The 12802-nt window shown below is 68.7% G+C and carries 11 protein-coding genes; 8 read left to right on the top strand and 3 right to left on the bottom strand.

Annotated features, from left to right (window positions below):
• Window positions 1-14: 14 nt before the first annotated feature.
• Window positions 15-362 (bottom strand): 4a-hydroxytetrahydrobiopterin dehydratase, encoded by a 348-nt coding sequence (locus VPA02S_RS05455; RefSeq protein WP_062362673.1) that lies wholly within the window; start codon window positions 360-362, stop codon window positions 15-17.
• A gap of 28 nt (window positions 363-390) precedes the next feature.
• Window positions 391-1656, bottom strand: a complete 1266-nt coding sequence (locus VPA02S_RS05450; RefSeq protein ID WP_012746625.1) for a M48 family metallopeptidase — start codon at window positions 1654-1656, stop codon at window positions 391-393.
• A 58-nt stretch (window positions 1657-1714) separates the two neighbouring features.
• On the opposite strand from VPA02S_RS05450, the gene orn reads away from it, so the two are divergent.
• From orn to VPA02S_RS05420, 6 genes are all read left to right on the top strand, one after another.
• On the top strand, window positions 1715-2311 hold the full coding sequence (orn, locus tag VPA02S_RS05445; protein ID WP_026283846.1) for an oligoribonuclease: 597 nt from the start codon (window positions 1715-1717) through the stop codon (window positions 2309-2311).
• Window positions 2312-2544: 233 nt separating this feature from the next.
• On the top strand, window positions 2545-4467 hold the full coding sequence (locus VPA02S_RS05440; protein ID WP_041945457.1) for a DEAD/DEAH box helicase: 1923 nt from the start codon (window positions 2545-2547) through the stop codon (window positions 4465-4467).
• Window positions 4468-4682: 215 nt separating this feature from the next.
• Window positions 4683-5756 carry an NAD/NADP octopine/nopaline dehydrogenase family protein gene (locus VPA02S_RS05435; RefSeq protein ID WP_062362670.1) on the top strand — a complete coding sequence of 358 codons (1074 nt, stop codon included), beginning with the start codon at window positions 4683-4685 and terminating at the stop codon, window positions 5754-5756.
• The gene (locus VPA02S_RS05430) at window positions 5746-6753 is read left to right on the top strand and encodes a 3-hydroxybutyryl-CoA dehydrogenase (protein WP_062362667.1); all 1008 of its coding nucleotides are present in this window, start codon (window positions 5746-5748) and stop codon (window positions 6751-6753) included. The genes VPA02S_RS05435 and VPA02S_RS05430 overlap by 11 nt, the downstream gene beginning before the upstream one ends.
• Entirely contained in the window at window positions 6750-7553 is an 804-nt protein-coding gene (locus VPA02S_RS05425; RefSeq protein WP_062362664.1) for an alpha/beta fold hydrolase, read from the top strand. Before VPA02S_RS05430 ends, VPA02S_RS05425 begins: the two co-directional genes overlap by 4 nt.
• On the top strand, window positions 7550-8428 hold the full coding sequence (locus VPA02S_RS05420) for a quinone oxidoreductase family protein (RefSeq protein ID WP_062362661.1): 879 nt from the start codon (window positions 7550-7552) through the stop codon (window positions 8426-8428). The genes VPA02S_RS05425 and VPA02S_RS05420 overlap by 4 nt, the downstream gene beginning before the upstream one ends.
• Before the next feature lie 30 nt (window positions 8429-8458).
• Here the strand turns inward: VPA02S_RS05420 and VPA02S_RS05415 are convergent, their stop codons facing one another.
• Window positions 8459-8935, bottom strand: a complete 477-nt coding sequence (locus VPA02S_RS05415; RefSeq protein WP_012746632.1) for a MarR family winged helix-turn-helix transcriptional regulator — start codon at window positions 8933-8935, stop codon at window positions 8459-8461.
• A gap of 159 nt (window positions 8936-9094) precedes the next feature.
• Here VPA02S_RS05415 and VPA02S_RS05410 point away from each other — a divergent pair, with 159 nt between their 5' ends.
• A complete protein-coding gene (locus tag VPA02S_RS05410) occupies window positions 9095-11287 on the top strand; it encodes a thiamine pyrophosphate-dependent enzyme (protein WP_062362659.1) in 2193 nt (730 codons plus the stop codon).
• A 4-nt stretch (window positions 11288-11291) separates the two neighbouring features.
• Complete coding sequence (locus VPA02S_RS05405) at window positions 11292-12800, top strand: indolepyruvate oxidoreductase subunit beta family protein (protein ID WP_062362656.1); 1509 nt, start codon at window positions 11292-11294, stop codon at window positions 12798-12800.
• The last annotated feature ends 2 nt before the right edge of the window (window positions 12801-12802 follow it).

Here is a 12802-nt window from a genome sequence, read left to right as displayed (position 1 = left end):
GGCGGGTTTCCTCATCACGGCGCCGGGCTGGTGACCAGCGCATTCGCCTGGCGCGCGCATTCGAAGTCGGTGCTCGAGAGCCCGCCCACGTCGTGCGTGTTGAAGCGCACCACGCAGCGGTTGTAGTGCACCGACAGGTCCGGATGATGGTCTTGCGTGTGGGCGATGAAAGCCAGCGCGTTCACGAATGCGATGGTCTCGAAGTAGTTGGCGAAGCTGAAGGTCTTCTCGATGGCCACATGGGCACCGTCGCCGTCGAGCTTCCAGCCGTCGAGCTTGGCGAGGCCGGAGACGATTTCGGTGGCGCTCAGTGCCTTGCGGGGAATGTTTTTCCAGTCTTTGGGCTTGAACATGCTGCTCATGGTCTGGGCTTTCCGGCAAATGTCTTCTTCAGGCCGCCGTCATGCGCGCAAGGCGCTCGGAGGCCGGGGGGTGGGAATAGTAGAACTTGACGAACACCGGGTCGGGCGTGAGCGTCGACGCGTTGTCCTGGTAGAGCTTGAGCAGTGCGGCCGACAGGTCGGCGCCGCTGGTTTGCGCCACCGCATAGGCATCGGCCTCGAACTCGTGCTTGCGCGACAGGCGTGCGGGCAGCGGCGCGACGAAGAAGCCGAACACCGGCACCGCGAGCATGAAGAGCAGCAGCGCGAGTGCGTCGTTGGGCGCCGTTGCCGCCATGTTGGGCTGCACGCCGAGCCCCGTGTAGAACCAGGCCTGGGTCGACACCCAGCCCAGCAGTGCGAAGCCCGCCAGGCTCAGCGCGAACATCGCGACGAGCCGCTTCACGATGTGGCGGTGCTTGAAGTGGCCGAGCTCGTGCGCGAGCACGGCCTCGACTTCGGCCGCGTCGAGCTGGCGCAGCAGCGTGTCGTAGAACACCACGCGCTTGCTCGCGCCAAAGCCGGTGAAGTAGGCATTGGCATGCGCGCTGCGGGTGCTGCCGTCCATCACGAACAGGCCCTTGGCGGCAAAGCCGCAGCGCTTCATCAGCGCCGTGACGCGTTCCTTGAGCGTGGGATCGTCGAGCGGCTTGAACTTGTTGAACAGCGGCGCAATGAAGGTGGGGTACACCAGCATCCCCAGCAGGTTGAACCCCATCCACACGGCCCAGGCCCAGAGCCACCAGGTGGCGCCGGCCGCGCCCATGAGCCACAGGATCAGCGCCGCAATCGGCAGGCCGATCGCGGCGCCGAGCGCCGTCGACTTGAGCGTGTCGGCCAGCCAGAGGCGCAAGGTCATCTTGTTGAAGCCGAAGCGCTCCTCGAGCCTGAAGGTCTGCCAGAGCGTGAAGGGCAGCTCGAGCAGGCCGCCAATGGCCGCAAAGGCCGCCAGCAGCGCCAACTGCTGCACCATGCCGCCGCCGAGCCAGGCCAGCAGCAGCCGATTGAGCGCGTCGAGCCCGCCCAGCAGCGTCCAGCCCAGCAGCAGCGCGGTGCTCCAGGCCATTTCGACGAGGCCGAAGCGCGCCTTGGCAATGGTGTAGTCGGCCGCCTTCTGGTGGGCGGCGAGGCTGATGGTGTGTTCGAAAGCTGCCGGCACCGCGCCGCGGTGCCGCGCCACGTGGCGCACCTGCCGCGAGGCGAGCCAGAACTTCACGAGCAGGCCCGCGACCAGTGCAACGGCGAAGGCAGTGGTGAAGATGAGCGAATAGGACATGACGGGCGAGTTTAGCCCTCGGGTCCGGCCGGCGCAGGCCTTCGACGACAATCCTGCCATGCCCGAATCCCTTGACCCCACGACCGTCGCAACCCTCCCTGTCCTCAAGAAAAGCGACCAGAACCTGGTCTGGCTCGACTGCGAAATGAGCGGCCTCGACCCCGAGAAGGAGCGCCTGCTCGAGATTGCCGTGGTCGTCACCGGCCCCGACCTCACGCCCCGCATCGACGGCCCCGTGCTGGTCATCCACCAGAGCGACGCGGTGCTCGACGCCATGGACGCCTGGAACAAGGGCACGCACGGGCGCAGCGGCCTGATCGACAAGGTGAAGGCCTCGACGCTGGACGAAGCCGCGGCCGAGCAGCAGCTGCTGGAATTCGTGGCCCGCTATGTTCCCAGGAGCGGTTCGCCCATGTGCGGCAACACCATCGGGCAGGACCGGCGCTTCCTGGTCAAGTTCATGCCCAAGCTGGAGGCGTACTTCCACTACCGCAACCTCGATGTCAGCACCCTGAAGGAGCTGGCCAAGCGCTGGAAGCCCTCCGCCTACAGCGCCTTCAAGAAGCAGCAGGCGCACACTGCGCTGGCCGACGTGCACGAGTCCATCGAGGAGCTCGCGCATTACAGGGAAACCTTTCTCAAATTGACGGATTAGGTAAAAACCCCGAGTCGTGCCATAATCGATGGCTTCGCTGATCTGGAGGATTTTCCGGTCAGCGTCTCTTGCATCTCCCTATCTTGCACACCGCGCCCGATCGCATCCGCTGATCAAAAAGGGCCGCAGCCTCCGGCGAAAGCCAGAAGTTGAATGTCGTTGGATGGTTGATGTTTTTAACCACCAACGGGGCGCCGCCTACGGCAGCGCTCGCGTTTGAGATTGATATTCACATGACCGACGCTTTTGAAGCGCAGGGCGAGTTCGCGCCTGTGCAATCCACCAACAACAACGAATTCATCGCTGCCCCGGACACCGTGTCCGAAGCGCCGATCCTCGAGGCGCTCGACGCCGCAGCGCCCGAAGCGGCCGCGGCCGAAGAAGCCCGCGTGCCCAACGGCTTCATCAAGCTCGGCCTCGCACCCGAGCTGATCGCCGCCGTGGCCGACCTGGGCTTCACCCAGCCCACGACCGTGCAAGACAAGGTGATTCCGCTCGCCATGGGCGGCGAAGCCGGCCAGGACGGCAAGGCGCGCTTCGTCGACCTGATGGTCTCGAGCCAGACCGGCTCGGGCAAGACCGCCGCCTTCCTGCTGCCCGTGCTGCACACCCTGCTCAAGCGCCAGGCCGAGGCCGAAGCGCAAGCCAAGGCCGAATTCCAGCGCCTGGCCGCCGAAGCCGCCGCGCGCGGCGAAGCCGTGCCGAAGAAGCCCAAGCGCAAGGACCCGACCAACGCCCGCCATTTCAAGGCCGCCACGCCCGGCGCCCTGATCCTGTGCCCGACGCGCGAACTCGCGCAGCAAGTTGCGCACGACGCCATCGAGCTGGTTCGCCACTGCCGCGGCCTGCGCGTAGCCAACGTGGTGGGCGGCATGCCCTACCAGCTGCAGATCGCCAAGCTGCAGAACGCCGACCTCGTGGTGGCCACGCCCGGCCGCCTGCTCGACCTGCAGCGCTCGATGCAGATCAAGCTCGACCAGGTCAAGTTCCTGGTGGTCGACGAAGCCGACCGCATGCTCGATCTCGGCTTTGCCGACGACCTGGCCGAAGTCAACCAGCTCACCATCGAGCGCCAGCAGACCATGATGTTCAGCGCCACCTTCGCGCCGCGCATCCAGCAGCTGGCCCAGCGCGTCATGCGCGAGCCGCAGCGCATCACCATCGACAGCCCGCAAGAGAAGCACGCCAACATCAAGCAGTCGCTGTACTGGGCCGACAACAGCCAGCACAAGCGCAAGCTGCTCGACCACTGGCTGCGCGACACCAGCATCAACCAGGCGATCGTGTTCGCGAGCACCCAGGTCGAGTGCGACGGCCTCGCCAACGACCTGCAGCAGGACGGCTTCAGCGCCGTGGCGCTGCACGGCGCCCTGAGCCAGGGCCTGCGCAATCGCCGCCTGATGGCGCTGCGCCAGGGCCAGGTGCAGATCCTGGTGGCCACCGACGTGGCCGCGCGCGGCATCGACGTGCCCACCATCACCCACGTCTTCAACTTCGGCCTGCCGATGAAGGCCGAGGACTACACCCACCGCATCGGCCGCACCGGCCGTGCCGGCCGCGACGGCCTGGCCATCACCTTTGCCGAGTTCCGCGATCGCCGCAAGATCATGGACATCGAGCAGTACAGCCGCCAGCAGTTCAAGGCCGAAGTGGTGGCCGGCCTCGAGCCGCAGCAGCGCATGCCGCAATCGCGCCCGCCCATGGGCGAGTACCGCGGCGGCCGTGGCGACAACCAGTCGCGCGACCGCAAGTTCGGCAATGGCGGCGGCGGTGGCTACCGCGGCAACAACGGCGGCGGCTATGCCGGCGCCAGCGGCTTCAACGACCGCAACGCCCGTGGTCCGGCGCAGGGCCAGGGCCCGCGCGGCTTCCAGGGCGGCAACAACGCCGGCTTCGGCGGCGGCCGTGACGACGGCGGCAATGGCGGCGGCGCCGGCTACGGCCGCAAGCCGGGCTGGGGCGACAGCGCCCCGCGCGGCGGCCACGGCCAGGGCCACCACGGCGGTGGCCGCGGCGACGGCGGCTTCGCGCCCCGCGAAGGCTTCGCTCCGCGCGAAGGTTTTGCACCGCGCGGCAATGGCGCAGGCCATGGCGGCCCGGGCAAGGTGTTCGTGCCGCGCGACGCACAGAAGCGTGCGTTCAAGCCCACGCGCTGATCCATTCCTGAGCGGCCTTCCGGCCGCCTCGCCCCAAAAGAAAGCCCGCGCTTCGCAAGAAGCGCGGGCTTTTTCATTGCGGGTTTCCGCGGGGGCCACAGGCGCGAAACTTGATTGACATATGAACTGATGAAAAGTAATGTAATAAGGCATTGCTTCCCCCGGTCCGTACCGCGGCTGCCGGTTCATCGACGTCTGCCTTTCAAAGTCCGAACATGAAAATTGCGATTCTTGGTGGTGGCCACGGCGCCTATGCGGCCGCCGCGGACCTGTCCGAAGCCGGCCATGAGGTGCGCCTGTGGCGCCGCGATGCAGCTGCGCTGGAGCCGGTGGTGCAGGCCGGCGCCATCACGCTGAAGGACGCCGATGGCGCGCGGGAGGTGCCGCTGGCATTGGCCACCGCCGACATCGCCGCGGCGCTCCGGGGCGCCGAGCTCATCGTCATTCCCACGCCCGCCATCGCCCAGCACGACATCGCGCTGGCCATGGCGCCGCACCTGGCCGACGGCCAGGTCGTCTTTTTGCCGCCGGGCACCTTCGGCAGCTATGTGATGGCCAGGACGGTGAAAGAGGCCGGCAGCCGCGCCGACGTGGCCTGGGCCGAGACCGGCACCTTGCCGTACCTCGCGCGCAAGCATGGCGAGCGCGAGGTGAACGTCACGATCCGAGCCATCCGCCTGCCGACCGGCGTCTACCCGGCGCGCAAGGAGGCCGAGGCCATCGAGCTGATCCGCCGCGCCTACCCGGCGGTGCATGGCTGCGGCAATGCGCTCTCGGGTGCGCTCATGAACGCCGGCCCGGTCATCCACCCGCCGCTGATGGTGATGAACGCCGCGCCGCTGCAGCACTTCGAGCGCTGGGACATCCACAACGAAGGCACGCAGCGGGCCGTGCGCGACGTGACCGACCGGCTCGACCAGGAGCGCATGGCCGTGCGCGAAGCCTTCGGGCAGCGCGCGCCGCACTATCCGCTGGCCGACCACTACAACAACGACCAGTGGATGTACGGCGACGCGCACAAGCAGCTCGTCAAGTCGGGCGACTGGCGCGAGAACATCGACCTGCACACGCACCGCTACATCACCGAGGACACCGAGCTCGGCCTCGCCTTCCTGGCCTCGGCCGCGCGCCATGCGGGGGTGGACGCGCCCATCGCGCACGGCCTGCTGGCGATCGTCGGCGGCTTTCTCGGCCGCGACCTGCGGCGCGGCTCGCGCACTTTCGAAAGCCTGGGCCTGGCCGATCTGAGCGCGGCGCAGCTCGAAGAGAGGCTGCACGATGGCGAATGAACGCGCGTCGCCGCCCCGCTTCGCGGCCGTTGGCGCGGGCCGCATGGGGCGCGGCATCGCGATCGCCTTTGCCTATGCAGGCCACCGCATCTCGCTGGTCGACCTGCGCCAGCGCAGCGACGAGGCCTGGCAGCGGCTGCAGGCCGAAGCGAAGGCCGAGATCGAAGCCAGCCTTGCAGGCCTGGCGCAGCTCGGCGTGATCGACGCGGCGCAGGTCCAGCCGATTGCCGGCCGGGTGAATTTCGTGAGCGCCGCCGATGCGCCGCAAGCGCTGGCCGCCGCCGAGCTGGTGTTCGAGGGCGTGCCCGAAACCATGGAGGCCAAGCGCGAGGCCTTCGAGCAGCTCAACCGCCATTGCAGGGACGACGCCATCCTCACGTCCACCACCAGCAGCATCCTCGTGACGCAGCTCGCGGCGCTGGTGCGGCTGCCCGGGCGCTTCCTGAACATGCACTGGCTCAACCCGGCCTATGTGATTCCCGTGGTGGAGCTCAGCTGCCATCCCGGCACCGATGCCGCCGTGCTTGCGCGCACCAAGGCGCTGATGGAGGCCATCGGCAAGCTGCCCGTGGTCTGCGGCGCGTCGCCCGGCTACATCGTGCCGCGCCTGCAGGCGCTGGTGATGAACGAGGCGGCCCGCATGATCGAGGAGGGCGCCGCCACCGCCGAGGAAATCGACAAGGCCACGCGCTACGGCCTTGGCCTGCGCTTTGCCGCGCTCGGCGTGGTCGAGTTCATCGACTTCGGCGGCTGCGACATCCTGCACCACGCGAGCCGCGAGATGTCGGCCTCGATCGACATGGGGCGCTACACCGCGCCGGCCATCGTCGATCGCATGGTGGAGGAAGGGCGGCTGGGCCTCAAGAGCGGCAGCGGCTTCTACGACTACCAGGGCCGCGACATCGCCACCTACCGGCGCGACGTGCTGTCGCGCACGCTCGGCGAGTTGAAGCATGCGGGCCTGTGGCGCGCGCCGGCCGGCGAGACGCTCTCATGACCATCCGCCGCGCCTTTGCCGACCTGTCGGTGGGGCAGGTGCACTACGCGGCGTGCGGCGATGCGAGCGCACCGGCCGTGCTGCTGCTGCACCAGTCGCCGCGCAGCTGGGCCGAATACCGCGAGGTGCTGCCGCTGATCGGCGCGCGGTACCGCGCCGTTGCCATGGACACCGCGGGTTTCGGCGATTCGGCGGACGGCGGCGTGCCCGCGAGCATTGCGCAGTGGGCGCGCGTGGCGGGCGAACTGCTCGACGCACTGGGCATTGCGCAGGCCAACGTGGTGGGGCACCACACGGGCGGCGTCATTGCGGTCGAGCTGGCGGCGGCGTTTCCGGGCCGTGTGCGCAGCCTCGTGCTGTCGTCCACGCCATACACCGGCGAAGCCTTTCGCATCGCAAGGGCCGAGCGGCCGCCCATCGACGAAGTGGCGCCCAGTGAAGACGGCAGCCACCTGGCGGCACTCTGGCAGCGGCGCCAGGACTTCTATCCTGAAGGCCGCCCCGATCTGCTCGAGGCCTTCGTGCGCGATGCATTGAAGGTCGGCCATCGCGTGGAGGAGGGCCACCGGGCCGTCGCGTCCTACCGCATGGAAGAGCGCATCGGCCGCGTGACGCAGCCCGCGCTGATCATCCGCGCCACCGCCGATCCCTTTGCTGCGCCGCATGCAGAGGAGCTGCTGCACCACCTGCCGCAGGCCCGCATCGTCGACATCGAAGGCGGCATGGTCCCCTTGCCCGACCAGATGCCCGAGGCCTTCGCGCAGGCGGTGCTCGGCTTTCTTTCGGCGCTGCCCCCATGAAAGCCATCCGCATCCATGGCTTCGACGCGGTGCCGGTGCTCGAAGACCTGCCCGACCCGGTGCCACAGGCCGGCCGCACCATCGTTCGCATGCAGGCCGCCACCGTCGGCCACATCGACCGCACTGTGTGGCGCGGCAGCTTCCTGCGCCATCCGCCGCTGCCCTACACGCCGGGCGTGGAGGCCGCGGGCATCGTCGTGGCCAGCGGGCGCTTTGCCACCGGAGCGCGCGTGTGGCTGCGCGGCAGCGGGCTGGGCACGCTGTTCGACGGCACCTGGTGCGAGCAGATCGATGCACCCGACGAGGCGCTGGGCCTGCTGCCCGACGCGCTCCCGATGGCGGTGGGCGCCGCGTTCTTCTCGCCCACCACGTCGGCATGGGTGGCGCTGCATGAAGTCGCGAAGCTGCAGGCCGGCGAGCAGGTGCTGGTCACGGGTGCGAGCGGCGCCGTGGGCTCGCTCGCCGTGCAGCTGGCGCGCGAGCTTGGCTGCACCGTGCGCGCGGTCGATCCGGACGCCGCGGCCGCGCCGCCTGCGAGTGCGGACCTGTTGATCGACACGGTCGGCGGCGGCGTTCTTTCGGCGGCCTTGCCGGCCGTGCGGCCCGGCGGGCGCGCCGTGCTCATCGGCTACACCGCGGGCCCGACGCTGCAGCTGGACATTGCGCACTTCCTGCAGCGCGACGTGGCGCTGCTGCCGCTCAACATGTTCCGGCGCGAAGCCGCCGGCCGTGCCGCGGCGCCCGAACTGCTCGCGCGGCTGGCCGACGGCCGCCTGCATCTGGAGGTGCGCAGCTTCGCGCTGGCCGATGCCGCCGTCGCGCTCGAATGGATCGCGCAGCGCGGCCATCGCGGCCGCGCGGTGCTGGTGCCTTAGCCGCCCCCCGTACGCAAGGGGCGGGGCGCTTCAGTCTTCTTCCGGCTCCTCGACCGGCACATGCACGTGCAGGTCGATCATCTGCCGCAGCGTCTGCTTCAGTTCCTCGGCGCGCCGCAGGCCGAAGGGTTCGAGCACGCGCCGCTCATGCTCGCGCGCGAGCTCCATGAGGTGCTCCACCGCCTTCAGGCCCTTGCGCGTGATGCGCACCAGCGTGATGCGGCGATCACTCTCGTGGGGCAGCCGCTCGACCTGTCCGCGTGCCTCCATGCGGTCGAGCAGCCGCGTGACGGTCGGCTGCTTGGTCACCGTCACCTGCGCGAGCTGGCCGATGCTGATCGGCTCGCTGCCCGCGAGCGAGGCCATCACGCGCCACTCCGACACCGAGAAGCCGTGCTGCCGCGCCACCTCGTGGAACTCCGAGGAGATCAGCTGGCTGGCCTGCGCCAGCAGCGCCGGCAAGTAGTCGTCGACGAAGCGATGTGTTTCAGGAGGTTGCTCGGCCATGGAGGCACCTCACGGCCAAGCGCCTCGAACCAGCCGCGGGCACGCTGCTTGCATGTCTAGGGTAATTCATGATTGTGGATACATTCATTTGTCAACATTATAGAAAGCACGGTGCGGCAGCTTGCACGCACCGTCCCACGAGAGAGAACAAGGACCGACATGGCTGAGCGTTCGTTCGTCGAAGAAGTCAAGAAGCTGCGGCTTTCTGGCGGAGATGTGTTTCGCGGTGAAGGCATTCTGGCGGTCACCAAGGCTTTGCTCGAATCGGGAGTTTCCTATGTGGCGGGCTACCAGGGGGCACCCATCTCGCACCTGATGGATGTGCTGGCCGATGCGCAGGACATCCTCGCCGAGCAGGGCATCCGCTTCGAGAACAGCGCGAGCGAAGCCACCGCGGCCGCCACGCTGGCCGCTTCCGTCAACTACCCGTTGCGCGGCGCCGTCACCTTCAAGGCTACCGTGGGTACCAACGTGGCCTCGGACGCGCTGGCCAACCTGGCTTCGGGCGGCGTGACCGGCGGCGCGCTGATCATCGTGGGCGAGGACTACGGCGAGGGCTCCTCGATCATGCAGGAGCGCAGCCATGCCTTCGCGATGAAGTCGCAGATCTGGCTGCTCGATCCGCGGCCCAACCTGCCGAGCATCGTCGATGCGGTGAAGCAGGGCTTCGATCTTTCGGAGGCCAGCAACACGCCCGTGATGCTGCAGCTGCGCATCCGCGCCTGCCATGTGCACGGCCACTTCATTGCCGGCGACAACAAGCGCGCGAAGTTCACGCTGAAGGACGCGCTCGAAAATCCGCAGCGCGACGTCGGCCGCATCGTGCTGCCGCCCGCGAGCTTCGTGCACGAGCAGGAGAAGGTGCGGGACCGCTGGCCCGCGGCCGTGCGCTTCATCGAGGAGCGCCAGCTCAACGAGTTCTTCTCCGAAGACGCCGACGACATCGGCATCATCGTGCAGGGCGGCAGCTACAACACGCTGCTGCGCGCGCTCGAGCGGCTCGGCCTGGCCGACGTGTACGGCAACACGCAGGTGCCGCTCTATGTGATGAACGTGGCCTACCCGGTCATCGAGAGCGAGGTGATCCGCTTCTGCGAAGGCAAGCGCGCGGTGCTGATCGTGGAGGAGGGCCAGCCCAACTTCGTCGAACAGAACCTCGCGACCATCCTGCGGCAGGCCGGCTCGGCCACCGCGCTGCATGGCAAGGACATGCTGCCCGTGGCCGGCGAGTACACCGCATCCGAACTGCTGAAGGGCGCGCGCAGCTTCTGCGAGCGCTACGGGCGCCTCGCGCCGCTGCCGGTGCCTGCGCCGGTGCGCAAGGTGATTCCGCTCAAGGAAGTGGCGGCCATCGGCGTCGATGCCGCGCCGGAGCCGGCGCAGCCGTCCACCGCGCTCGCCGAGGTCGTGCATGCGCGCCCGCCGGGCTTTTGCACCGGCTGCCCCGAGCGGCCCATCTTCAGCGCGATGAAGCTGGTCGAGCGCGAGCTGGGTCCGCACCACGTGAGCGCCGACATCGGCTGCCACCTGTTCTCGATCCTGCCGCCCTTCAACATCGGCAACACCACCATGGGCTACGGCCTGGGCGGTGCCGGCGCGGCGGCGCTCAATGCGCCGGCAGGCAAGCGCGCGATCTCGATGATGGGCGACGGCGGCTTCTGGCACAACGGACTGACCAGCGGCGTGGCCAACGCGGTGTTCAACAAGAGCGACAACCTCACCATCGTCGTCGACAACAACTACACCTCGGCCACGGGCGGGCAGGACATCCTCTCGTCGAACGCCGTCAACAAGACGCGCAGCACCGGCCACGAGATCGAGCGCGCGGTGCGCGGGGTGGGCGTGGAATGGGTTAAGACGCTGCGCCGCACCTATGACGTCGCCGGCATGCGCGACGCGCTGAAAGAAGCGCTCACCACGTCGAAGAAGGGCCCCAAGGTGCTGATCGCGCAGTCGGAATGCATGCTCAACAAGCAGCGCCGCGAGAAGCCGCTGGTGCGCAAGGCCATCGCCGACGGCAAGCGCATGGTGCGCGAGAAGTTCGGCGTCGATTCCGACACCTGCACGGGCGACCACTCGTGCATCCGCCTGTCGGGCTGCCCCTCGCTCTCGATCAAGCCCAACCCCGATCCGCTGCGCACCGATCCGGTGGCCACCGTGCTCGACAGCTGCGTGGGCTGCGGCGTGTGCGGCGAGGTCTCGCATGCGGCGGTGCTGTGCCCCTCCTTCTACAAGGCGCAGATCGTGAGCAACCCGAGCCGCTGGGACCTGCTGCGCGAGCGCCTGCGCGCCGCCATTATCGGCTGGCTGCAGCGCGGCGAAGCGCGCCGCCGCGAAACCTATGCCTTCTGAAGCGATGACGAACAAGGCGCAACCGATCAAGATCGCGATCCTTGCCATGGGCGGCGAGGGCGGCGGCGTGCTGGCCGACTGGATCGTCGACATGGGCGAGGCCAACGGCTACGTCGCGCAGACCACCTCGGTGCCCGGCGTGGCGCAGCGCACCGGCGCCACCATTTACTACGTCGAGCTGTATCCCAATGCGCAGGCCGAGGCGGATGGCGGCCGCCCCGTGCTCGCGCTGATGCCGCTGCCGGGCGATGTCGACGTGGTGCTGGCTTCGGAACTCATGGAGGCGGGACGCGCGGTGCAGCGCGGGCTCGTCACCAGCGACCGCACCACGCTGATCGCATCCACGCACCGCGTGTTCTCCATTGCCGAGAAGAGCGCGCTCGGCGACGGCCGCGTCGACAGCGCGCAGTTGCTCGCGCACACCGCGCGGGCCGCCAAGCGCTTCATCCGCTTCGACATGGCGCAGGCGGCCGAAGCTTCGGGCAGCGTGATCAGCGCCGTGCTGTTCGGCGCGCTGGCGGGCTCGGGCGTGCTGCCGTTCAGCCGCGCGCAGTTCGAGGCCACCATCGAGCGCGGCGGCGTCGGCGTGAAGCCCAGCCTCAAGGCCTTTGGTGCAGCATTTGCGCGTGCGCAGGGCGGCGACGACGGCGAGGCGCCGCCGGAAGCGGCAGCGGCCATGCCAACGCCGCAGCCGCGCCATCCGGCCGTGCGTGCCTTGGTCGAGCGTGTGCAGCGCGAATTTCCTGCTGCGGCGCACGGCCTGCTGCTCGAAGGCGTGCGCCGCCTGATCGACTACCAGGACGCGGCCTATGCCAGCCTGTATCTCGACCGCATGGCTGCCGTGGCGGCGCTGCCGGTCGATGGCGACCAGCGGCTGCTGCGCGAGACTGCGCGCCATCTGGCGCTCTGGATGTCGTACGAAGACACGGCCCGCGTGGCTGCGCTCAAGACCCGTGCCACCCGCTTCGAGCGCGTGCGCGGCGAAGCGCGCGTGCAGCCCGGCCAGGTGCTTGCCATCAACGAATACATGCATCCGCGCCTGCAGGAAATCTGCGAGACGCTGCCGGGCGGCATCGGCCGCTGGCTCATGAATTCCACGCTGCCGAAGAGGATCGTCGAGCGCTTCACGCAGCACGGCCGCGTGATCCAGACCAGTTCGCTGCGCGGCTACCTGATGCTGCGCACCGTCGCGGCCATGAAGCGCTGGCGCCGCTCGACGATGCGCTACGCGGAGGAAAACCGCCGCATCGAGGAATGGCTGCAGCGCATCGCCGCCACCGCGAAGCGCAACCCCGAACTGGCCGTCGAGCTCGCGCAGTGCCAGCGCCTGGTCAAGGGCTACAGCGACACGCACGAGCGCGGCATCCGCAACTACGACACCGTGATGCGCGCGGTCGAACGCGCCGGTGCGGCGCTGGCCCCAGCCACGCTGCGCGAGCTGCGCGATGCGGCGCTTGCCGACGAACACGGCCACAAGCTGCAGGCTGCGCTGGCGCAGCACGCATTGGCCTGAAG

It is taken from the genome of Variovorax paradoxus NBRC 15149 (genome assembly GCF_001591365.1).
Taxonomy (GTDB): domain Bacteria; phylum Pseudomonadota; class Gammaproteobacteria; order Burkholderiales; family Burkholderiaceae_C; genus Variovorax; species Variovorax paradoxus.
The sequence above is the reverse complement of the archived record's forward strand: the minus strand, read 5'-3'. Positions and strand labels throughout refer to the sequence as shown.